Source organism: Streptomyces sp. NPDC094032, assembly GCF_040303965.1.
GTDB lineage: Bacteria > Actinomycetota > Actinomycetes > Streptomycetales > Streptomycetaceae > Streptomyces.
In genome coordinates, this window is sequence record NZ_JBEOUE010000008.1 from 14,147 (window position 1) to 34,391 (window position 20,245).

General features: G+C 74.6%; 17 protein-coding genes and 6 tRNA genes. 10 read left to right on the top strand and 13 right to left on the bottom strand.

The window, feature by feature from the left end; genetic code table 11:
* Positions 1-58: 58 nt before the first annotated feature.
* Positions 59-2,428, top strand: coding sequence for an SCO7613 C-terminal domain-containing membrane protein (locus ABTZ54_RS13850; RefSeq protein ID WP_351661683.1), 2,370 nt, complete (start codon positions 59-61; stop codon positions 2,426-2,428).
* Between the two features lie 88 nt (positions 2,429-2,516).
* On the opposite strand, the gene ABTZ54_RS13855 is transcribed toward ABTZ54_RS13850, so the two are convergent.
* Together ABTZ54_RS13855 and ABTZ54_RS13860 are read right to left on the bottom strand one after the other, a co-directional pair.
* Positions 2,517-2,591, bottom strand: a tRNA-Val gene (locus tag ABTZ54_RS13855).
* Between the two features lie 53 nt (positions 2,592-2,644).
* Positions 2,645-3,130 carry a TIGR02611 family protein gene (locus ABTZ54_RS13860; RefSeq protein ID WP_351661685.1) on the bottom strand — a complete coding sequence of 162 codons (486 nt, stop codon included), beginning with the start codon at positions 3,128-3,130 and terminating at the stop codon, positions 2,645-2,647.
* A 189-nt stretch (positions 3,131-3,319) separates the two neighbouring features.
* Between ABTZ54_RS13860 and ABTZ54_RS13865 the strand changes: the two genes are divergently transcribed.
* Positions 3,320-3,733 (top strand): SsgA family sporulation/cell division regulator, encoded by a 414-nt coding sequence (locus tag ABTZ54_RS13865; protein ID WP_015032345.1) that lies wholly within the window; start codon positions 3,320-3,322, stop codon positions 3,731-3,733.
* Positions 3,734-3,923: 190 nt separating this feature from the next.
* Positions 3,924-4,481 carry a CGNR zinc finger domain-containing protein gene (locus ABTZ54_RS13870; protein ID WP_351661688.1) on the top strand — a complete coding sequence of 186 codons (558 nt, stop codon included), beginning with the start codon at positions 3,924-3,926 and terminating at the stop codon, positions 4,479-4,481.
* Positions 4,482-4,511: 30 nt separating this feature from the next.
* Here ABTZ54_RS13870 and ABTZ54_RS13875 read toward each other — a convergent pair whose 3' ends face one another.
* Positions 4,512-4,691, bottom strand: coding sequence for a hypothetical protein (locus ABTZ54_RS13875; protein ID WP_351661691.1), 180 nt, complete (start codon positions 4,689-4,691; stop codon positions 4,512-4,514).
* Positions 4,692-4,824: 133 nt separating this feature from the next.
* Positions 4,825-5,250 carry a hypothetical protein gene (locus ABTZ54_RS13880; protein ID WP_351661693.1) on the bottom strand — a complete coding sequence of 142 codons (426 nt, stop codon included), beginning with the start codon at positions 5,248-5,250 and terminating at the stop codon, positions 4,825-4,827.
* A 135-nt stretch (positions 5,251-5,385) separates the two neighbouring features.
* Here ABTZ54_RS13880 and ABTZ54_RS13885 point away from each other — a divergent pair, with 135 nt between their 5' ends.
* Positions 5,386-5,898, top strand: a complete 513-nt coding sequence (locus ABTZ54_RS13885; protein WP_351661696.1) for a DsbA family protein — start codon at positions 5,386-5,388, stop codon at positions 5,896-5,898.
* Between the two features lie 16 nt (positions 5,899-5,914).
* Here the strand turns inward: ABTZ54_RS13885 and ABTZ54_RS13890 are convergent, their stop codons facing one another.
* Genes ABTZ54_RS13890 through ABTZ54_RS13900 form a run of 3 tightly spaced genes read right to left on the bottom strand, consistent with a single transcriptional unit; the run spans position 5,915 to position 8,690 of the window.
* Positions 5,915-6,754 carry a GNAT family N-acetyltransferase gene (locus tag ABTZ54_RS13890; RefSeq protein ID WP_351661699.1) on the bottom strand — a complete coding sequence of 280 codons (840 nt, stop codon included), beginning with the start codon at positions 6,752-6,754 and terminating at the stop codon, positions 5,915-5,917.
* A gap of 56 nt (positions 6,755-6,810) precedes the next feature.
* Entirely contained in the window at positions 6,811-7,641 is an 831-nt protein-coding gene (locus ABTZ54_RS13895; RefSeq protein ID WP_351661702.1) for an aminotransferase class IV, read from the bottom strand.
* Positions 7,638-8,690, bottom strand: coding sequence for a chorismate-binding protein (locus tag ABTZ54_RS13900; RefSeq protein WP_351661705.1), 1,053 nt, complete (start codon positions 8,688-8,690; stop codon positions 7,638-7,640). Before ABTZ54_RS13900 ends, ABTZ54_RS13895 begins: the two co-directional genes overlap by 4 nt.
* Positions 8,691-8,934: 244 nt before the next feature.
* On the opposite strand from ABTZ54_RS13900, the gene ABTZ54_RS13905 reads away from it, so the two are divergent.
* The 5 genes from ABTZ54_RS13905 to ABTZ54_RS13925 all read left to right on the top strand — a co-directional run bounded on the left by ABTZ54_RS13905 (position 8,935) and on the right by ABTZ54_RS13925 (position 9,421).
* Positions 8,935-9,007 (top strand) — tRNA-Gly (locus tag ABTZ54_RS13905).
* A gap of 39 nt (positions 9,008-9,046) precedes the next feature.
* A tRNA-Cys gene (locus tag ABTZ54_RS13910) sits at positions 9,047-9,120 on the top strand.
* Between the two features lies 1 nt (position 9,121).
* Positions 9,122-9,193, top strand: a tRNA-Val gene (locus tag ABTZ54_RS13915).
* Between the two features lie 34 nt (positions 9,194-9,227).
* Positions 9,228-9,299 (top strand) — tRNA-Val (locus ABTZ54_RS13920).
* A gap of 47 nt (positions 9,300-9,346) precedes the next feature.
* Positions 9,347-9,421: transfer RNA gene (locus ABTZ54_RS13925), tRNA-Val, on the top strand.
* Between the two features lie 109 nt (positions 9,422-9,530).
* Here ABTZ54_RS13925 and ABTZ54_RS13930 read toward each other — a convergent pair.
* Positions 9,531-9,818, bottom strand: coding sequence for a TFIIB-type zinc ribbon-containing protein (locus ABTZ54_RS13930; RefSeq protein ID WP_351661708.1), 288 nt, complete (start codon positions 9,816-9,818; stop codon positions 9,531-9,533).
* A gap of 40 nt (positions 9,819-9,858) precedes the next feature.
* Complete coding sequence (locus tag ABTZ54_RS13935; RefSeq protein WP_351661710.1) at positions 9,859-10,794, bottom strand: phosphotransferase family protein; 936 nt, start codon at positions 10,792-10,794, stop codon at positions 9,859-9,861.
* Positions 10,795-11,595: 801 nt separating this feature from the next.
* On the opposite strand from ABTZ54_RS13935, the gene ABTZ54_RS13940 reads away from it, so the two are divergent.
* The gene (locus tag ABTZ54_RS13940) at positions 11,596-12,849 is read left to right on the top strand and encodes a serine/threonine-protein kinase (RefSeq protein ID WP_351661713.1); all 1,254 of its coding nucleotides are present in this window, start codon (positions 11,596-11,598) and stop codon (positions 12,847-12,849) included.
* 72 nt (positions 12,850-12,921) lie between these two features.
* On the opposite strand, the gene ABTZ54_RS13945 is transcribed toward ABTZ54_RS13940, so the two are convergent.
* From ABTZ54_RS13945 to cbiE, 4 genes are all read right to left on the bottom strand, one after another.
* Positions 12,922-13,740, bottom strand: a complete 819-nt coding sequence (locus tag ABTZ54_RS13945) for a TrmH family RNA methyltransferase (protein WP_351661715.1) — start codon at positions 13,738-13,740, stop codon at positions 12,922-12,924.
* A gap of 80 nt (positions 13,741-13,820) precedes the next feature.
* Positions 13,821-15,062, bottom strand: coding sequence for a uroporphyrinogen-III C-methyltransferase (cobA, locus tag ABTZ54_RS13950; protein ID WP_351661718.1), 1,242 nt, complete (start codon positions 15,060-15,062; stop codon positions 13,821-13,823).
* A gap of 183 nt (positions 15,063-15,245) precedes the next feature.
* Positions 15,246-18,686 carry a nicotinate-nucleotide--dimethylbenzimidazole phosphoribosyltransferase gene (gene cobT / locus ABTZ54_RS13955; protein ID WP_351661721.1) on the bottom strand — a complete coding sequence of 1,147 codons (3,441 nt, stop codon included), beginning with the start codon at positions 18,684-18,686 and terminating at the stop codon, positions 15,246-15,248.
* A gap of 308 nt (positions 18,687-18,994) precedes the next feature.
* Positions 18,995-20,197, bottom strand: a complete 1,203-nt coding sequence (cbiE, locus tag ABTZ54_RS13960) for a precorrin-6y C5,15-methyltransferase (decarboxylating) subunit CbiE (protein WP_351661723.1) — start codon at positions 20,195-20,197, stop codon at positions 18,995-18,997.
* Positions 20,198-20,245: the final 48 nt, after the last annotated feature.

The following is a 20,245-nucleotide window of genomic DNA, read 5'->3' on the forward strand; positions in this document are numbered from 1 at the left end:
CCGGATCTGAGTACCCGCGCCCATCCCCCGCCGCCGTGTCCGGCCGCACACTCCGCGTATGGACTCCTCCCTGCCTCCCGCGGAAGAGCTGGTGCTCGTCGACCGAGAACTGGCCCGACTCGACGCCCACCGCGCCCAGTTGCTCGCCCGCCGGGACTGGCTGCTGCGGGTGCTGTACACGCCGGTGGCGGCGGCCCCGGTGACGACGCCACGGCCCGAGGCGACCCCGCGCAGCGCCCAGAACGTGCTGCTGACCCTCGGCGGCGTGCTGCTGACCGTCGCCGCCGTCGCCTTCACCCTGGTGAGCTGGGGGTCCATGGGCATCGGCGGACGGGCGGCCGTCCTCGGCGTCGTGACCTCGGCGGCGCTGCTCGCGCCGGTGGCGCTGCTGCGCAAGGGGCTGCGCTCCACGGCGGAGTCGGTGGCGGCCCTCGGCCTGGTCCTCACGCTCCTCGACGCGTACGCCCTCCACCGGGTGGCGCTCCCGGACACCGGCGCCCTGTCCTACACGGCGTCGGCCGCCGCCGTCCTCGCGGCCGTCTGGGCCGGGTACGGCGCCGCCCTCACCCGGCTGCGGATCCCGCTCCCGGCGGCCGTGGCCATGGCCCAACTCCCGCTGCCCCTCGGGGTGCTGGCGGCCGGCGGCGGCATGCTGTCCTTCGCGTGGGCGGCGCTGGCCACGGCCGTCCTCGATCTGGCGGCCGCCCGGCGGGCCCTGCCCGCCCCTGCGCGGATCACCGCCCTCGTCATGGCGGGCGCCCTCGGCGGCCTGCCGCTGATCACCGGCCTCTCGCTGTCGACGGGGACGCCGCTGCGCGCGACCCCACTGCTGCTCGCCTGCGCCGCGGTCCTGCTGTACGTGGCGGTGCGCACCGCCCCGGCGGCGCTGCCCGCGGCGGCCCTCGCGGGAGTGGCCCTGATCGCCTCGGCCGGCGGCCTGCTGCGCGCGGCGCTCCCGGAGGTCTGGACCGTGCCCGGGTACGCCCTGTGCGGGGTGGTCCTGGCGGCAGTGGCCCTGCGGGCTCTCACGCGTGGGACGGCGCTGCCGGAGGCGGGTGCGATCCGGCGCGGCCTGGCGTGCGCCGGTGGCGGCGTCCTCGCTCTCGCGCTGTCGTGGGCGCTGCCCTCGGTGGCGGCGGGGCTGCTGGGGCCGCTGGCCCGCACGACGGCGCCGTGGTCGGGCGAGCACGCGGAGCCGCTCCTGGGCTCGTATCCCGCGACGGCGCCGCTCGTCCTGCTGCTCGCGGCCGCCGCCCTGGCGACGGTCCCCCGCCTGTGGGCCCGCTGTGCCGCCCTGGCCCTGGCCTGGGCGCTGCTCACCGCCCTGCCGGTGTCCCTGGGGCTCCCGTACGCGGCGACGCTCGCGCTCCAGCTCCTGACGGCCGTGGCGGCGCTGGGCGTGGCGGTGCGGCCCGCGCTCCTGACGCGCGGACTGCCCGAGCCGGGGCCGCTCGCCGCGCCCGCCGAGGCGGTGGCGTGGCTCGGGTACGCCGGTGGGCTCGCGTCGGCCGTGGGGGCGGTGGCCCTGGGGCTCGACGTGCGGGCGGCGACGTTCGCGGTGCTCGGGGTGGTTCTCGCGCTGCTCACGGGGGTCGCGGTGCTGGCGACCGGCGTCCGGCGGCTCGTCGGGGCCTGCGGTGCCGTGCTCGCGGCGGCCGGCCTGGTGGGCGCGGGGGCCGTGGCCGCGCAGGCGGGTCCCGAGGTGGCCGGGCTCCTGCTCCTTGCCGTGCCGGCCGGGACGGTCGGGATCGGGGCGTGGCTGCGGCGCCGTCCGGTGGCGGTGGCCGTGGAGGCCACGGGCGCCGCCGTGGCGCTGTGCGCGTTCGGGCTCACCGTGGGGCGACCCGCGCTGCTGGCGCTCGCGCTGGCCCTCTGCGGGGTGCTCGCCGCGGCGACGGCGGTACGGCCGGAGCGCCGCCGGGTCGCGTCGTGGACCGCCGCGGCGCTGTTCCTCCTGGCCGGCTGGGTGCGGCTCGCGGTGTGGGACGTGACGGCGCCGGAGGCGTACACGCTGCCGGTGACCGTCCCGGCCCTGGTGGTGGGCGTGCTGCGGCGGCGCCGGGACCCGGAGGCGTCGTCCTGGACGGCGTACGGCCCCGGTCTCGCCGTGACGCTGCTGCCGAGCCTCCTGGCGGCCTGGACGGACCCGCAGTGGGCGCGCCCGCTGCTGCTGGGCCTCGCGGCGCTCGCGGTGACGCTGCTGGGCGCCCGGTTCCGGCTGCAGGCGCTGCTGGTGCTCGGCGGCACGGTGCTGGCCCTGGACGGGCTGCACGAGCTGGCGCCGTACGTGGTGCAGGTGGTGGGCGCGCTGCCGCGCTGGCTGCCGCCGGCCCTGGCCGGTCTGCTGCTCCTCGCGGTGGGGGCGACGTACGAGCAGCGGCTGCGCGACGCGCGCCGGCTGCGGGAGCGGCTGGGGCGGATGCGCTGACCGGCCCCCGATCAGCCCCCGTTCGGGCCCCGATCGGGGGAAATGCCGAAGGCCCGGAGACGTGTCGTCTCCGGGCCTTCGGGCCGGGTGGTGGGCGATACTGGGTTCGAACCAGTGACCCCTTCGGTGTGAACGAAGTGCTCTCCCACTGAGCTAATCGCCCGGCGCACCGCAAACATTACCCCATGTCAGCGGGGCTCCCGAACCATCCGCGGGTCACTCGTCGATCTTCCACGGCATGACGAGGCCGAACTTCCAGAGGTAGACCGCGCAGAGTGCCGCGACGATCACCAGGCCGACCGTGGTGAGGATGATGTTCCGCCGCCGGACCTTGGGGTCGAGCGCCCGCTGGGCCGCCTCGGTGACCTTCCGCTTGGTCCAGCGGAGCACCAGCTGGGCCCAGACGAACTCGGTCGCCCAGATCGCCATGCCGGCGAAGATCACCAGCCAGCCGGGGCCGGGCAGCGGCAGCATCACGATGCCGGTGCCGACGACGGCGAGGCCGACGACGAAGACACCGACCTGCCAGCTCAGGTGGAGGGTCCGGCGGGCCTTGATGAACTCGGGGGCCCTGGAGCCGAGCGGGGCCTCTTCGGCGCCGCCCTCGGCCTTCCCGGGCCCACCGGACTTCCCGGGCCCCTCAGGACTCTGCTCCCCGCTCACCGCGGACTCCCCCGTGCGCTCGTCACTCTCCGCATTCATGGACCCAACCTACCGGACGGGCCGACCTTGCCGGAATGGAGGTATTACCCAAAGTTACACGCGTCCATACGAGCTACCTGAACGATCACAAAACAGACAGAGGGGTTTACAACGGCACCGTAGGTGGCATGTCGATTTCGCCGACGTGCGAATCCCCGAGCGCACACTGAGCGAAAGGCCCTGGCGCTTATGAACACCACGGTCAGCTGCGAGCTGCACCTGCGCCTCGTTGTGTCGAGCGAGTCCTCACTGCCTGTACCCGCGGGCCTGCGGTATGACACGGCCGATCCGTATGCCGTGCACGCCACCTTCCACACCGGAGCCGAAGAGACGGTCGAGTGGGTCTTCGCCCGCGACCTTCTCGCCGAGGGGCTGCACCGGCCCACCGGCACGGGCGACGTCCGGGTCTGGCCTTCCCGTAGTCATGGCCAGGGCGTCGTCTGCATCGCACTGAGCTCTCCCGAGGGCGAAGCCCTGCTCGAGGCCCCGGCGAGGGCCTTGGAGTCGTTCCTGAAGAGGACCGACGCTGCCGTGCCACCTGGCACCGAGCACCGGCACTTCGACCTCGACACGGAGCTCTCCCACATCCTGGCCGACAGCTGAGCCAGGCCGAGAGCCGCACGGCGCCGTCCGACTCGGGGCGACGGCGCCGCGCGGGCAGTCACATACGGAGGGCATCGGCGCTCCCCACCGCGCAGCCGGCGCGGTGCGGGGCGCCGATGCCCGTTTCCGGGTCGCGCTAGAGTCAGCGCAATTCGCGGGCGCCCGCCCGCAGCCGGCCAGGGAGCGAAGCGTGCTCATCCCCCACGACACCCGGATCGCGCTCGACACCGTCGTCGATCTGATGAACACCGCGCCGCAGGGCGACCGTGACGACGAACTCGACGACCTCCCGGCGCTGCGGACCTTCGTGCGCGCCCACAAGATCAGCGACGTGGGCGAGCTCGGAGCCGGGGACCTGCGGGCCGTGCGCGATGTGCGCGACCGCTTCACCGCCGTCTTCTCCGCGCCGGACGCCCGGATCGCGGCCTCCCTGATCAACCAGCTGGTCGCCTCCGCGGGCACGACCCCGCAGCTCACCGACCACGACGGCTACGACTGGCACGTGCACTACTTCGCGCCCGGCGCCTCGGTCTCCGACCATCTGGCCGCCGACTGCGGCATGGCGCTCGCCTTCATCGTCGTGGCGGGCGAGCAGGAGCGGCTGCGCCGCTGCGAGGCACCGGACTGCGGCCGGGCCTTCGTCGACCTCTCCCGCAACCGCTCCCGCCGCTACTGCGACAGCCGCACCTGCGGAAACCGCCTCCATGTCGCCGCCTACCGGGCGCGCCGCAAGGAAGCCGCGGGCTGAGCCCGCCCGGGTCCGGCCGCACCGCCGGGCTCACAGCAGGAACAGATCGTGGAGGGCGGCCATCAGCAGCAGGGCGCCGATCACCGCGAGGAAGATCATCAGCGGCGGCTGGGAGAGCGCGAACAGGCAGCCTCTCGGCTCCTCCGGGGCCTCCGGGGCGCTCGCCGTGGGCGTGGGGGCGGGGGCGGGGTCCCGCGAGGTATCCAGCATCTCGGGGGGATGATGGCGCACGGCCGCCCCCGAAGATCACGCAACACACCCCACGGCAGGGCCCGTTCACCCCATCCCGTGGATGCCGGGAACGAGAACCGCCAGAAGCGGTCAGATCACCGTCGGATCCCGGTCATATTCCGTGCTTCTTCAGAATCGCCTCGATGTCGCTGAAGTCCTCGTCGGCCGGCTTGGCCTGCGGCCTGGGGGCCGCCGCGCGCTGTCCGGCGCCGAGCGAGGGCGCGGACGCCCGGGGCGCCACGGCCTCCGGGGCCTCGCCCCGGCCGGCCTCCCCGCGCCCGGCCCGGCGCCGCTCGACCGCTCGCGTGGTCGAGAGGAGCAGCCATGCCCCGCCGAGCACTCCGAAGCCGGCCCAGGCGGTCGGGCTGAAGGCCGTGTCCGCGAGCCAGGCCACGGCTCCGGTCATCACCAGGCCCAGCGGCACGAGCGAGTAGGCGGCGATCCGGGCCGCCTTGAGGAACCGCTTGCGGTACGCCGTGACCGCGGCGATGCCCAGGCCCGCCACGGACACCGCGGAGCAGATGGTCTCGGCGAGCATGCGATCCTCCAGATCCCGGGTGATACGTCCCTTCCATCCTGCACCGTCCCCGCCCCTTCCGGCCATGCCCCGGCCCCCGGATCAGGGAGATCTCCGGGTCGTCCCCCAGGGAAGGGCGGATGGGAGACTCTCCTCATGAGTGAGTCCACCACCCCCGTCTCCCCCGTCGTCCTGGACGCCTGGATCGACCTGCAGTGCCCCGACTGCTTCAAGGCCCTCGACGACATGCGCGCGCTGCGCGAGAAGTACGGCGAGCGCCTCGACGTCCGCCTGCGCCACTTCCCGCTGGCCAAGCACAAGCACGCGTACGCCGCCGCCCAGGCCGTCGAGGAGGCCACCGACCAGGGCAAGGGCCGGGAGTACGCCGAGGCGCTGCTGGCCAGGGCCGAGGAGCTCGGCGAGCGCGGCGAGCCCGTGCTCCTGGAGGTGGCCGGCGAACTGGGCCTGGACGCCGAGGAGTTCGACACCGCCCTGATCGACGGCCGGCACCTGCTGACGGTCGACGCCGACGAGGCCGAGGGCAAGGCGATCAAGGTCACCGGCACCCCGACCTATGTGATCGACGGTGAGCGGCTCGACGGCGGCCAGAGCCAGGACGGCCTGCGCGAGCGCATCGAGGAGATCGCGGACCGCCTCCTGAAGGGCTGAGCCCTCCCCTCGCGGCCTACCGCAGCGTCTTGGCGCTGTTGAGGTGGGTCGTGCGGTAGCCCAGCGACTCGTAGAGCCGGATCGCCGGGGTGTTGCCCGTGAAGACGTGCAGTCCGAGCAGGCGCTCCCCGGCGGCCAGCGACACGCGCTCGGCCAGCAGCATCAGGCCGCGGCCGTACCCCTTGCCGCGCTGCCCTTCGGCGACCTCGACCTCGAAGACGTAGCCCACCCGCTCCCCCGGCTCCAGCTCGATGTCGCCGGTCCAGAGACAGCCCACGACGTCCGCGTCCCGCAGGGCGACGACCACGGAGACGCCGGGGGTCGCCAGGCCCTGCGGGAGGAATCTGCGACGGCTGTCCTCGGCCTTGGCGCGGGCCAGCTCCTCCGCCATGCCCCGGTCGATCCAGCTCTGCGCGAAGGCGGCCAGCGACCGCTCCTGCCACTCGGCGAACTCCGCCTCGGTGACCGGCCGGAACGTGAAGCCCGCCGGCAGCTCCGGCGGCCCCGCGGAGAGGTCCTTGATCATGTTGCGGCTGCGTTCGGTGTACCCGAGGGCGTCCGCCATCCGCCGCGCGGGCGCCGACTCCATGGGCACCGAGATCCGCACCTCGCCGCAGCCCCAGCCGCGCAGCACCTCCTCCGAGGCGAGCGCCGCCACCGTGCCCCGGCCCCTGCCCCGGTCCCGCTCGTCGACCACGAGGTCCTCGATCACGCCCATGGACCCGCCGAAGGCCGCGTCGGTGGCGAGGCGGACGGAGCCGACCCGGCGGCTGTTCACGCAGATGTCGTAGGCACGCGAACGGCCGCCGTCGGCGGAGTGCTGGAGCGGCTCGGACGGCCGCAGGGTGGTGGTCATCACGGGTGTTGTACCCACTGGACGGCCACCCGTCATCCTGATTTCCGCGCCCGCCGCTAACCGAGTCGCGGATCGCGGTCCTGGGCGGCCCGCTCGTCCCAGACCCGCATGGCCTTGGCGGTGACCGGCCCCGGCGCCCCGGCGAGCTCCCGGCCGTCGACCCGGTGGACGGCCTGGACGTCGCGCAGGGTCGAGGTCAGGAAGATCTCCTCGGCGCTCTCCAGCACCTCCAGCGGGAGATCCGTCTCCACCGCCCCGGTCCACTCCACGGCGAGCGCGCGCGTGATGCCCGCGAGGCAGCCGGAGGAGACCGGCGGGGTGTGGACGCGGCCGTCGATCACCACGAAGACGTTGGAGCCGGTGCCCTCGCAGAGCTGCCCGACGGTGTTGCCGAAGAGCGCCTCCGAGGCCCCCGCCTCGCGCGCCCTGGCGAGCGCCACGACGTTCTCCGCGTACGAGGTGGTCTTCAGGCCCGTGACCGCGCCGCGTTCGTTGCGCGTCCACGGGACGGTGATCACCGCGGTGGAGTCCGGGCGTCGGCCCGTCTCGCCGAGGGCCACGACGAGGCTGGCGCCCGCGTCGCCGCGCTCGGAGCCGAGCGGGGAGAGACCGCCGGTGTACGTGATGCGGAGCCGGCCGAGCTCCATCGGGTTGGCCTCCAGGACGGCGGCGCAGGCCCGGCGGACCTCGTCGAGGTCCGGGTCGGGCAGCCCGAGGCCGCGCGCGGAGCGGGTGAGCCGCTCCAGGTGGAGGGTGAGAGCAAACGTTTCGCCACGCTCCGCCTTGACCGTCTCGAAGATGCCGTCGCCCACGGTCAGGCCGTGGTCCAGGACGGACACCCGCGCGGTCTCGGCATCGTGCAGTGCGCCGTTGACCCAGAGTTTCATCGAGATATGGCCTTTCCACTCGCCTCGTACGCGCCCGACGCTATCGCGACCAGCCGCGAGGCCTTCAGCTCGGTCTCCGCCCACTCGCCCTCGGGGTCCGAGCCCCAGGTGATGCCGGCGCCGGTGCCGAAGCGGAGGACGCCCTCGGGCCGGTCGATCCAGAAGGTGCGTATGCCGACGGCGAGCTCGGCGGTGCCCGCGTCCGCGTCCACCCAGCCGATGCCGCCGCAGTAGGGGCCGCGCGGCACGGTCTCCAGCGCCTCGATGATCCGCAGGGCGCTGGACTTGGGCGCGCCCGTGACGGACCCGGGCGGGAACGTGGCGGCCAGCAGCCCGGACCAGCCCGCGTCCTCGCGCAGCAGACCGCTGACGGTGGAGACCAGGTGCACCAGGCCGGGGTGCTCCTCGACGGCGCACAGGGCGGGCACGGTGACGCTGCCGGTCTCGCAGACGCGTCCCAGGTCGTTGCGGACCAGGTCGACGATCATCACGTTCTCCGCGTAGTCCTTCGGGAGCAGGTCGTCGGCGGTGCGGCCGGTGCCCTTGATCGGCCCGGAGGTCACCAGGGCGCCCTCGCGGCGCAGGAAGAGCTCGGGGGACGCGGTGGCGATCTCCACCCCGTGCGCCGGCAGCCGGATCGTCCCCGCGTAGGGGGCCGGGTTGCCGCGGGCGAGGAGGGCGGTGAGCGCGTCCACGTCGGCCAGGGCCGGATCGGGCAGCGGCGCGGACATCACCCGGCAGAGGTTCGCCTGGTACACCTCCCCGCGCGCGATGTGCTCGCGCACGCGGCGCACGCCCGCCGTGTACGCGGCGCGGTCGAGGGAGGACGTCCAGTCGTCGGCCGCGGGCCCGCGCCAGGCGCCCGGGACGGGCGCGGGGACCGGGTCGGGCCGCACGTCGCCGAAGCGGGCGCAGGTGAGACGGCCCTCGAAGTCCGCGCAGACGGCCCAGAAGCCGGAGGAGTCCAGGGCCTCGGGGTCACGGGTGACGTCCCGCAGGTCGGTGGCGAGGAGGCCGCCGAAGCGGGCCATGGGAGCGAGGGGGTGCACGGTTGCGAGTCTAGGCGCGCGAGGGGCGCCCCCGCGGGGGCGGACAAGTGAGGAGGGCGCACCGGCCCGAGGGGCCGCCGGCTGCCACCTCGGGGACACGTGGAGTGAACGCCGTACGAACGCTTCCGGACCCCTCGGCGGGGGCGCAGGTCAGCACGCTGCGGAAACGCGTTTTTGTACTGGCCCAGGAATCCGCTAGAGTTCAACACGTCGCCGGGACGCGCAAGCGAAACGGAAAAGACAAGCGGACGTGGCTCAGTTGGTAGAGCATCACCTTGCCAAGGTGAGGGTCGCGAGTTCGAATCTCGTCGTCCGCTCGATGTGGGGGATCTTCCCGAACCCCTGTATTCACTCCTGGTGGAGTGGCCGAGAGGCGAGGCAACGGCCTGCAAAGCCGTCTACACGGGTTCAAATCCCGTCTCCACCTCCAAGGACGATTAGCTCAGCGGGAGAGCACTTCCCTGACACGGAAGGGGTCACTGGTTCAATCCCAGTATCGTCCACTGGACCTTCGGGTCCTGGATCTTCGGATCACCCGCGCGATTAGCTCAGCGGGAGAGCGCTTCCCTGACACGGAAGAGGTCACTGGTTCAATCCCAGTATCGCGCACGCAGTACGATAGGTCCGGGTTCGTCCTGTACGATCCTGACCGTCCCGCGCGATTAGCTCAGCGGGAGAGCGCTTCCCTGACACGGAAGAGGTCACTGGTTCAATCCCAGTATCGCGCACCATCGGAAGAAGCCCCGTCCTCAGCTCGCGGACGGGGCTTCTTCGTGTCACCCGGGCGTGCCCGCTGGGCCCCTGAGTGGGACTCAGGGGCCGAGCTCGCGTCCAGGAGGATCAGGACGAGAAGAGCATCCGGCCGAACCCGCGGTGGTGACCCCCGTGGTGGCCGCCGTGGTGACCACCGTGACCGCCGTGCTGCGGGGCGCCCCAGGCGGGAGCGGCGGGCTGCGCCGGGTAGGCCTGCGGGGGCGGGGCCTGCTGCACCCACTGCGACTCCAGGCGGGTCAGGGCCTCCAGCTCGCCGTAGTCCAGGAATATGCCGCGGCAGCCGCTGCACTGCTCGATCTGGACACCGTTGCGGTTGTACGTGTGCATGGGCGCGTGGCACTTGGGACACTGCATGCTCGGCTCAACTCCCTGCCGTTCGGATGGTGCTCTCACCCTACGAGGACGCCGGCGGAGCCAACTCGGTTCGGAGCGAGGCGATTCGGGCGCAGGTGTCGATCATCACCTGCTCCACCTCGTCCAGCGGGCGCCCCTCGGCGGTCGACTTCGCGAGCGAAAGGGCCGCGGTCTGCACGGTCAGGGCCCGGGCCGGGACGTCAAGCCGGGCCCACGGATCGCCGCCCGGACCGCCCAGGCCCCCGGTGGCCGGACCGCCGGCCTCCTCGTACGCGCCCAGGAAGCGTGACCAGACCTCCGGCGGCAGCAGCCCCGCCGCGAACCAGGCCGCGGGGCGGGCCAGGTCCCAGGCCGGGTCGCCGACGCCCAGGTCGTCGACGTCGATCAGGCGCCAGTGGGGAGCGCGGACCAGCTGACCCAGGTGGAAGTCGCCGTGGCACAGGGCCAGGGGTCCGGGCGGCGGGCCGTCCTGCGGGGCCAGGGTGCGCCAGGCGGCGAGGACCGTGGCCGTGGCCGGGTGGTCCGGGGCGGCCCGGCGCATGCGGTCGACGGCCAGGGCCGCCTTCAGCGGGGCGCGCATCGGCGGGAGGCCGGGCGGGGGCGGGGTCCGGTGCAGCAGCGCGAGGAGGCGGCCCGCCTCCTCCCAAGGGGCCGCGCCGGGATCCTCCGGGTCGACGGGGACGCCGTACGGCCAGGCGGTCAGCACGCGCCCGTCGAGCGCCGCGCGGGGGTTCGGCAGCGGCGGGAGGAGCACCTCGGCCAGGGCGGGCAGGCCCGCGACCCCGACCCGCGCCCGGAGCGCCTCCGTCTCGCCACCGGGCGCGTGCGACTTCAGGACCAGACGCCCGTGCCGTACGACCGTGCCGTCGTCGCGGTCGGCGAGCACTGCAACGGCGCACGGGCACCCGGAAGGCGCCCCCGGGTGCGCGGCGGCGCGGGCGAGGGCGTGCAGCTGTACGAGAACGGTCTCCTCCACGAGGAGGAGCCTAGACAACCCCGATCAGAACCCGACCTGTCCCTGATCTGTCCCTGATCGGTCGCGGGAAAGCGCGAGGGCCGGTCAGCTCCCCAGCTGACCGGCCACACGCTGCCGTCCGCCGCACCCCCGTCCCCACGGGGTTTCCGGCCGGATGTCCCCGACCCGGGCCGCTCTCCCGGGTCCGAGGCGCCGCTCAGCGCCCCAGCATCACGCCCACGGACGACGCCTGAGTGACCACCGCGTCCCAGCCGCCGAAGACGACTACGAGCAGGGCCGCGAGAGGGAGGACCATGGCGGTCGCCACCAAGGGGTGACGGTGGCTGGAAGGGCGGGGGGTCATCCGCGGTGCCGGGTACGCCATGGTTCCTCTCCTGTCGTGTCTGACGCGGCGGGTGCGGTGACCTCGGGGGACGAGTGCTGCACCCGCCGCTTGACCTCAACACTAGGCAGCGGGGAGGCCCCGGACGTCATGCCCGCGTACCGACTTCCAGGCCTCCGGGAGGATGACGCCCGTCCACTCGGCGTACTCCCCTGGGTGGAGGCCGTCTCCCCCTGGTCAGGGTCTTCCCGGAGGGGTCGCGTGACCTCCCTCACGTCCCGGCGGACGTTCCGGGGCGGCGTCGGGACCTCCTCCCAACTGTTGTGATAGGAGCGGGTGTTGATGACTCCCACGACTGACCGACCCTCAAGTGTCCCCTCCAGCACTGACAATCGATGCGGCCGCGAGGGCGCGGCCTGTGAGCGCACCGGGGCGGGGGTACGTAAGCTGTGCCACGTCGAACGGACGAGGGGACGGACATGGCGATGATGCGGCTCCGGCGCGAGGACCCGCGGATCGTCGGGTCGTTCCGGCTCCACCGCAGGCTCGGAGCCGGCGGGATGGGAGTCGTGTATCTCGGCTCGGACCGGCGGGGACAGCGCGTGGCGCTCAAGGTCATCCGGCCCGACCTCGCCGAGGACCAGGAGTTCCGGTCCCGTTTCGCCCGCGAGGTGTCCGCCGCCCGGCGTATCCGGGGCGGCTGCACGGCCCGGCTCGTCGCCGCGGACCTGGAGGCCGAGCGCCCCTGGTTCGCCACCCAGTACGTCCCCGGTCCCTCGCTGCACGACCGGGTCGCCGAGGAGGGCTCCCTGCGGGCCGCCGACGTCGCCGCGATCGGGGCCGCGCTCTCCGAGGGTCTGGTCGCCGTCCACGAGGCCGGGGTCGTCCACCGTGACCTGAAGCCCTCGAACATCCTGCTGTCGCCCAAGGGCCCCCGCATCATCGACTTCGGCATCGCCTGGGCGACCGGGGCCAGCACCCTCACCCACGTCGGGACCGCCGTCGGCTCCCCCGGCTTCCTCGCGCCCGAGCAGGTGCGGGGCGCCGCCGTCACCCCCGCGACGGACGTCTTCTCGCTGGGTGCCACCCTCGCGTACGCGGCCATGGGCGACTCCCCCTTCGGGCACGGCAGCTCCGAGGTCATGCTCTACCGGGTCGTGCACGAGGAGCCCCAGCTGCACGGCGTCCCGGACGCGCTCGCCCCGCTCGTACGGGCGTGCCTCGCCAAGGATCCGGAGGAACGTCCCAGCACCCTCCAGCTGTCGATGCGGCTCAAGGAGATCGCCGCCCGTGAGGCCCAGGGGCTTCCCGCGGCGCCCCGGCCGCCGGGGCAGCGGGAACGCGAGCGGGACAGGGACCGTGACAGGGACCGTGACCGGGCCGAGGAGCGCCAGGCGGTGCGGCCCGCCGCGCGGCCCACGGAGCGGTACACCGAGCGCACGGCCGAGCGGGCCGGCGAGCGGGGTGTCGAGAGGCAGCACGGGGAGCGGCACGCCGACCGGGCCACCGAGCGTTCCACCGGTACGCAGGGGCGGGCGGGCGGCGGGCGTCCGTCCGCCTCGCGCGCGGGCGCCCCGCACTCCCGGCCCGGCACGCGGCCCGGTGCGCGGAACACGTCCACCGGGCGGCGCCCGGCCAACCCCCGGCTGCTGCGCCAGCGGCTCTTCGTCTTCGTCGTGGTGACGCTGGTCGTGGCCCTGGGGATCGCCGCCGCCCAGGCGCTACAGAGCTGACCCCGGGGGCCCGGGGCCGGTCCTAGGCGGTCGGTCCTGAGCGGTCGGTCCTACGACGCCGGTCCTACAGGGTCAGGACTGCGGGCGGCCGCTCGTCACCGCGTAGAAGGCGACCGCGGCGGCGGCGCCCACGTTCAGCGAGTCCACGCCGTGCGCCATCGGGATGCGGACCCATTCGTCCGCCGCGCGCAGCGCCTGCGTCGACAGGCCCTCGCCCTCCGCGCCCAGCATCAGCGCGACCCGGTCCAGCCGGTGCGGGGCGGCCTCGTCGATCGAGGTGGCCCGGTCGGCGGGCGTGAGCGCGAGCAGCTTGAAGCCCGCCTCCCTGACCGCCTCAAGGCCGCGCGGCCAGGTCTCCAGGCGGGCGTACGGCACCGAGAACACGGCGCCCATCGAGACCTTCACCGAACGGCGGTACAGCGGGTCCGCGCAGTCCGGGGAGAGCAGCACCGCGTCCATGCCAAGGGCGGCGGCGCTGCGGAAGATGGCGCCGATGTTGGTGTGGTCGTTGACCGACTCCATGACCGCGACCCGGCGGGCCGTGCTCAGGAGCTCGGTCGCGTCCGGGAGCGGCTTGCGCTGCATCGAGGCGAGCGCCCCGCGGTGCACGTGGTAGCCGGTCACGCGCTCGGCGAGGTCCGGCTGCACCGCGTACACGGGCGCCGGGACCTCGTCGATGACGTCCCGCATGACGTCGACCCACTTCGCGGAGAGCAGCATCGACCGCATCTCGTACCCCGCCTGCTTGGCGCGGCGGATAACCTTCTCGCCCTCGGCGATGAACAGGCCCTCGGCGGGCTCGCGCCGGCGGCGGAGCTCCACGTCGGTCAGCCCGGTGTAGTCGCTCAGGCGGGGGTCGTCGGGGTCGTCGATCGTGATGAGTTCGGCCACGGGGTGATACTGCCTTGTCCGGGGTGTGGTGCCAATGTGCGGGGTGTGGGGGCTGTACGGGTGGTACGCCGGAGGCGGCGCTACCTGGTCGGCTTGTCCGGGGACTCCCCGACCACGTCGCCGATGACGATCACCGCCGGCGGGCGGACCTCCTGAGCCTTCACCGTCTCCCCCACCGTCGCCAGGGTGGCGTCGACGCGGCGCTGGGTCGCGGTCGTGCCCTCCTGGACGAGGGCCAGGGGGGTGTCCGGGGACTTGCCGTGGGCGATCAGGGCCTCGGCGATCTTTCCGATCTTGTCGACGCCCATCAGGATCACCAGGGTCCCGGTGAGCTTCGCCAGGGACGCCCAGTCCACGAGGGAGCGCGGGTCGTCCGGGGCCACATGGCCGCTGACCACCGTGAACTCGTGGGCCACGCCCCGGTGGGTGACCGGGATGCCGGCGGCGCCGGGGACCGAGATGGAGCTGGAGATGCCCGGGACGACCGTGCACGCGATGCCCTCGGCGGCGAGCGCCTGGGCCTCCTCCATGCCGCGGCCGAAGACGAACGGGTCGCCGCCCTTGAGGCGTACGACGGACTTTCCGGCCTTCGCGTGCTCGATGAGCGCGTTGTTGATGGCCTCCTGGGCCATGAAACGGCCGTACGGGATCTTCGCCGCGTCTATCACCTCGACGTGCGGCGGCAGCTCGTTCAGGAGGTCGCGGGGGCCGAGGCGGTCGGCGATCACCACGTCGGCCTCGGCGAGCAGCCGGCGGCCGCGCACCGTGATGAGGTCCGGGTCGCCGGGGCCGCCGCCGACCAGGGCGACGAAGGGGGTGCGGGCGCGGTGGGTCGGCGCCGCGAGCGAGCCGTCGCGCAGGCCCTCCACGATCGCGTCGCGCACGGCGGCGGAGCGGCGCGGGTCGTGGCCCGTGAGCACCGCCACGGTGACGCCCTCGCTGCGGCCGGTGGCCGGGGTCCAGGCGGTGGCGGCCTCCGCGTCGTCCGAGCGGACGCACCAGGTCCTGGTGCGCTCGGCCTCCGCCGACGCCGCGGCGTTGGCGGCCGGGTCGGTGGTGGCGACAAGCGCGTACCAGGTGTCGGCGAGGTCGCCGTCCTCGTAGCGGCGCTTGGTCCAGGTGATCTCGCCGGACTCGGCCATCGCCTCGACGGAGGGGGTCGCGGAGGGGGAGATCAGCGTGACGTCGGCGCCCGCGGCGACCAGCGCCGGGAGCCTGCGCTGGGCGACCTGGCCGCCGCCGAGCACGACGACGCGGCGGCCCTTGAGGCGCAGTCCGACGGGGTAGGCGGGGTGCTCTGCGTGGTCGGCGTGGTCGGCCATGTGCGGGCGGCTCCTCGGAGGGCGGTGCGTTTGGGCACCAACGATATCGGTGACCAGGGCTTGTCACGCTGTGACGGATGTCCCGCCGGTGGGCGGGCGGCCGGGGCGAGGGACGCCCCGGGGGCCGCGAGCGGCTGTCCCCCACCGCTCCAGGTGGGGGACAGCCGCTCGGGGGGGGTGCTGCTACTTCTCCGTCACTCCCGCGGAGTCGAAGGTCGCCACCTCGTGCATCGCGCGCGCGGCGCTCTGGACCAGCGGGAGGGCAAGGAGCGCGCCCGTGCCCTCGCCGAGGCGCAGGTCCAGGTCGACCAGCGGGCGCAGGCCCAGCTTGTTCAGGGCCGCCACGTGGCCCGGCTCCGCGCTGCGGTGACCCGCGATGCACGCCGCCAGGGACTCGGGCGCGATGGCCCGGGCCACCAGGGCGGCCGCTCCCGTGGAGACGCCGTCCAGGATCACCGGGGTACGCAGGGAGGCCGCGCCGAGGATCAGGCCGACCAGCGCCGCGTGCTCCAGGCCGCCGACCGCCGCCAGGACGCCGATCGGGTCCGCCGGGTCCGGATTGTGGAGGTCGAGGGCGCGGCGGACCACGTCCACCTTGCGGGCGTGCATCTCGTCGTTGATGCCCGTGCCGCGGCCGGTGACCTCGGTCGGGTCGACGCCGGTGTAGACCGAGATGAGGGCGGCGGACGCGGTGGTGTTCGCGATGCCCATCTCGCCGGTCAGCAGGGCCTTGTTGCCCGCGGCCACCAGGTCGCGGGCGGTCTCGATGCCGACCTCGATCGCGGCGACGACCTCTTCGTGGGTCATCGCCTGGCCGATGGTGAAGTCGGCCGTGCCCGGACGGACCTTCCGGGGCAGGAGGCCCGGCGTGGAGGGCAGGTCCTCGGCGACGCCCACGTCGATGACGCAGACCTCGGCGCCGACCTGGTTCGCGAAGGCGTTGCAGACCGCGCCGCCGCCGAGGAAGTTCGCGACCATCTGGCCGGTCACCTCCTGCGGCCACGCCGTGACGCCCTGCGCGTGCACCCCGTGGTCGCCGGCGAAGATCGCCACGGCGGCGGGCTCCGGGATCGGCGGCGGGCAGGTGCGGGAGAGACCGGAGAGCTGGGCGGAGATGATCTCCAGCATGCCCAGGGCCCCGGCGGGCTTGGTCATGCGCTTCTGCCGCTCCCACGCCTCGCCGAGCGCCTTGGCGTCGAGCGGGCGGATGTTGGCGACGGTCTCCTGGAGCAGGTCGTGCGGCTCCTCGCCGGGCAGCGCGCGGCGGCCGTACGTCTCCTCGTGGACGACCCAGGACAGCGGGCGGCGCTTGGACCAGCCCGCCTGCATGAGCTCCGGCTCCTCCGGGAACTCGTCGACGTAGCCGACGCAGAGGTACGCGACCACTTCGAGGTGCTCGGGCAGGCCGAGGGCGCGGACCATCTCGCGCTCGTCGAAGAAGCTGACCCAGCCGACGCCGAGGCCCTCGGCGCGGGCGGCGAGCCACAGGTTCTCGACGGCGAGGGCCGAGGAGTACGGGGCCATCTGCGGCTGCGTGTAGCGGCCGAGGGTGTGGCGGCCGCCGCGCGTCGGGTCGGCGGTCACGACGATGTTGACCGGGGTGTCGAGGATCGCCTCGATCTTCAGTTCCTTGAACTGCTTCGCCCGGCCCTTGGGGAGCGACTTCGCGTACGCCTCGCGCTGGTGGGCGGCGAGCTCGTGCATCGTGCGGCGCGTCTCGGCGCTGCGGATGACGACGAAGTCCCAGGGCTGCGAGTGGCCGACGCTGGGCGCCGTGTGGGCCGCCTCCAGGACGCGGAGCAGCACCTCGTGCGGGATCGGGTCCGAACGGAAGCCGTTGCGGATGTCACGGCGCTCGCGCATGACGCGGAGGACCGCCTCGCGCTCGGCGTCGTCGTAGCCGGGGGCGGGGGCGCCCTCCTGGACCGGCTCCTGGTCGTCCGAGGGGGTGGTCTCGTCCGACGGGGCCGTCGGCTCGGGCGTCTGCGGCTGCGGCTGCTCCGGGGCCTCGACGGCCTCGGGCTGCGGGGCCTGGGCGTCCTCGGCCACGACCGGGATCTCCTCGGCCGCCACCACTACGGGGGCCGCCTCGGCGGGCTGCTCGACCTGAGGCTCCGCCACGGGCGCCTCTGCCTGGGGCTCCGCGGCCTCCACGGGCAGCGGCTCCGGCTCACGCGGGGCGGGGACCATGACCTCCGCCGGGGCCTCCAGGGACGCCTCGACCACCGGCTGTACGGGGGCGGGCTGCTCGGCCGGGGGCTGTACGGGGACGGGCTGCTCGGCGACGGGCTCCTGAGCGAGCGGCTGCTCGGCTGCGGGGGCCTCGGCTGCGGGGGCCTCGGTCACGGCGGCCTCGGTCACGGGGCCCTCGGTCACGGGGCCCTCGGTCACGGGGCCCTCGGTCACGGGGCCCTGGGTCACGGGAGCCTCGGTCACGGGGGCCTCGACGATCGGGGCCTCGGTCACGGCGGCATCGGTCACGGGAGCCTCGACGACCGGGGCCTCAGCCACGGGCGCATCGGTCACCTGCGCGTCGGCCACCGGGGCCTCGACGACCGGCGCATCGGCCACGGGGGCCTCCGCCGCCGGAGCCTCGACGCCAGGCGCGTCAGCCACCGGAGCTTCGACGACCGGCGCGTCAGCTACCGGAGCGTCAGCTACCGGGGCCTCGGCCACCGGCTGCTCGGCCACCGGCGCCTCGGCCACGGCCTGCTCAGCCGCCGCAGGCTCGACCGCCACAGGCTCAGCCACCGTCGGCTCAGCCACGGCCTGCTCGGCCGTCTGCTCCGCGACCGCCGCCTGCTCCACGGGGGCCTCGGGCGCCGGAGCCTCCGCCGCCGGGGCCTCCGCCTCGGCCGCAGGCGTGGGGGCCAGGTGCGGGGTGGTCGGGACGGTGCCCTCGACCGGGACGAAGCGGGCGGCCGGCGGGGCGACCGCTTCCGCGAGGGCGGCTTCGGGCTGGACGGTCCACGGGACGGCTCCCTGCGGGGCCGTCTGCTGCTCCTGGGCGACGTCCAGGTATTCGAGCCCGGCCGTCGGCGGGCCCTGGGTGCGGACCGGCATCGGGGCGGGCGCCGTCGCGGCGACCGGGGCCGGGGCGGCGGGGCCGCGGTCGGCGAGGGAGCGGACCGCGGGGCCGGTGCCCTCGGGGACCGGCGGGCCCATGTGCAGGGGGCGGCGGGCCGGCGGCGGTCCCGCCGGGGCGGGCACGCGGACGCCGCCGAGGTCGACGGAGCCGGTGTCGCGGCCGGCGGCCTCGTGGGCGCCGGTGTCCAGGACGCCGGGCTCGTACCCGTACCCGGGCTCCAGCGGCACGCCGTGCGCCGGGGTGTGCGGGGGCAGCGGGACGCCCTGCGGCGGGGTCGCGGTCACCTGGTCCAGCGGGGCCGTCAGCGGGTCGACGAGCGGGGCGGGCACGGCGACCGGCGGTGCGGGCTGGACGCCCGGCTGGAGCTCGCTCCAGGCGCCCTGGGCGCCCGGCATCAGGAGCAGGTCGTCGTCCTCGGCTGCGTGCTCGGAGGGGTCCAGGAAGGTGTACGCGCCCGGGGCGGGGATGCCCGGCTGCTCGACCATGCCTGCGTTCTCCGGCAGCCCCTCGCCCGGGATCTGGCCGGTGTCCGTCATGCTGCGTACCCCTCGCCCATCGGTTGTGCTCCTTCAGACCTTCGCCCGCCACAACAAGAACGAGCGTGCGTGCCGTGCGGCACGAAGGACGCGCGGACACCCATGCATTGTCCCGGCCCCCGGCCATCCTGGCAGGCGGATCCGACATGGTTCGCTGTGGACTGCGCCACGTCGCGCGGCCCTCATGGCTCCGTACCACATCAGGGGCCCAAAGCGGCCCCTGATTCGGGACCTTGGCGAACAAAACGCCGAACATCCCGGTGCGGTACAACAATCGGCCAGCCTACCTTCCCCGGCGGGCCCCGCGATCACGGGGAGCGGTGCGCCCGGGCCCCGCTGAGCAGGAAGGCGAGGGTCCGCTCGCGTTCGGTCCAGTCGGCCGGGTCGAGGCCCACGGTCTGGAGCAGCCGGCACTCCACGGTGTAGCCGCCGTCGGCGAGGGCGGCGCCGATCGCCTCGGCCTCGTCGCGGGTGGTGGCGTGCGCGACGATCCGTTCGGGCCTGCGGTCGGTGCAGGCGGTGACGACGGGGACTCCCCCGCCACCGATGCGTACGACGTCGGGTTCGGGCAGGCGTTCCAGTACATGCGGGGCGCGGCCGGGGACGGCCTGGAGCAGGACGCCCTCGCGGCGGGCGGTGGCCTCGGTGCGGGCGCAGGCCTCGGGGTCGGCGTCGACGGCGATGACGGCGGCGCCGAAGCGGGCGGCGTCGATCGCGAAGGCGCCCTCGGCGCAGCCGATGTCCCAGACGAGGTCGCCGACGCGGGGGCCGAGGCGGGCGAGTTGCGCGGCGCGCAGGGCGGGGTCCTGGCCGGCCCGGCCGCCGGTCTCCGCGGTGGGCAGGCCCCAGCCCCGTACGGCCGGGGTGTCGTCGCCCATGAGCCAGCCTCCGGCGCGGCCGGGGGCGGGGCCGCCGCCGATGACGATGACGACGTTGGGGTCGCGCCAGACGTGGTCGGCGGCCTTGTCGGAGGTGAGGACGCTGACCTGTTCGCGCGCGGTGCCGAGCTCCTCGCAGATGACGAAGGTGCGGTGGACGCCGTCGAGGAGGAGGGCGAGTTCGGCGGGGCCCGCGCCGGGCGAGGTGAGGACGGCGACCTTGGGGTGGGCGCGGCAGACGTTGACGGCGCGGCGCAGGGTGCGCTGGTGGGCGACGACGATCCTGGCGTCGTCCCAGGGCATGCCGGCCCGGGCGAAGGCGGCGGCGACCGAGGAGACGGCGGGGACGACCTCGACCTCCAGGCCGTGCTCGGGGGCGCGCAGGGTGCGGACGACGCCGAAGAAGCCGGGGTCTCCGTCGGCGAGCACGACGGCGGTGCCGCGGTGGCCGGCGATCCGGCGGGCGGCGAGGTCGACGCTGCCGAGGCGGACGCGTTCGGCGGCCGGGGGGACTTCGGGGAGGGCGAGGTGGTGCGCGGCACCGGCCACGAGGGTGGCGGCGGCCAGCGCGGACCGGGCCGCCGAGGTGAGGGGCGAGCCGTCCCAGCCGATCACCGTGACCCGGTCGGCCATGTGTCTCTGTCTCCCTGGAGGTATGTGCAGGTCGGGGGCGGGATGAGC

What these genes read in the sequence shown, in the direction of transcription:
- ABTZ54_RS13850 (WP_351661683.1), top strand. Translation starts at nt 59, where the DNA reads ATGGACTCCTCCCTGCCTCCCGCGGAAGAGCTGGTGCTCGTCGACCGA.
- ABTZ54_RS13860 (WP_351661685.1), bottom strand. Translation starts at nt 3,130, where the DNA reads ATGAATGCGGAGAGTGACGAGCGCACGGGGGAGTCCGCGGTGAGCGGG.
- ABTZ54_RS13865 (WP_015032345.1), top strand. Translation starts at nt 3,320, where the DNA reads ATGAACACCACGGTCAGCTGCGAGCTGCACCTGCGCCTCGTTGTGTCG.
- ABTZ54_RS13875 (WP_351661691.1), bottom strand. Translation starts at nt 4,691, where the DNA reads ATGCTGGATACCTCGCGGGACCCCGCCCCCGCCCCCACGCCCACGGCG.
- ABTZ54_RS13880 (WP_351661693.1), bottom strand. Translation starts at nt 5,250, where the DNA reads ATGCTCGCCGAGACCATCTGCTCCGCGGTGTCCGTGGCGGGCCTGGGC.
- ABTZ54_RS13885 (WP_351661696.1), top strand. Translation starts at nt 5,386, where the DNA reads ATGAGTGAGTCCACCACCCCCGTCTCCCCCGTCGTCCTGGACGCCTGG.
- ABTZ54_RS13890 (WP_351661699.1), bottom strand. Translation starts at nt 6,754, where the DNA reads ATGACCACCACCCTGCGGCCGTCCGAGCCGCTCCAGCACTCCGCCGAC.
- ABTZ54_RS13895 (WP_351661702.1), bottom strand. Translation starts at nt 7,641, where the DNA reads ATGAAACTCTGGGTCAACGGCGCACTGCACGATGCCGAGACCGCGCGG.
- ABTZ54_RS13930 (WP_351661708.1), bottom strand. Translation starts at nt 9,818, where the DNA reads ATGCAGTGTCCCAAGTGCCACGCGCCCATGCACACGTACAACCGCAAC.
- ABTZ54_RS13940 (WP_351661713.1), top strand. Translation starts at nt 11,596, where the DNA reads ATGGCGATGATGCGGCTCCGGCGCGAGGACCCGCGGATCGTCGGGTCG.
- cobA (WP_351661718.1), bottom strand. Translation starts at nt 15,062, where the DNA reads ATGGCCGACCACGCCGACCACGCAGAGCACCCCGCCTACCCCGTCGGA.
- cobT (WP_351661721.1), bottom strand. Translation starts at nt 18,686, where the DNA reads ATGACGGACACCGGCCAGATCCCGGGCGAGGGGCTGCCGGAGAACGCA.
- cbiE (WP_351661723.1), bottom strand. Translation starts at nt 20,197, where the DNA reads ATGGCCGACCGGGTCACGGTGATCGGCTGGGACGGCTCGCCCCTCACC.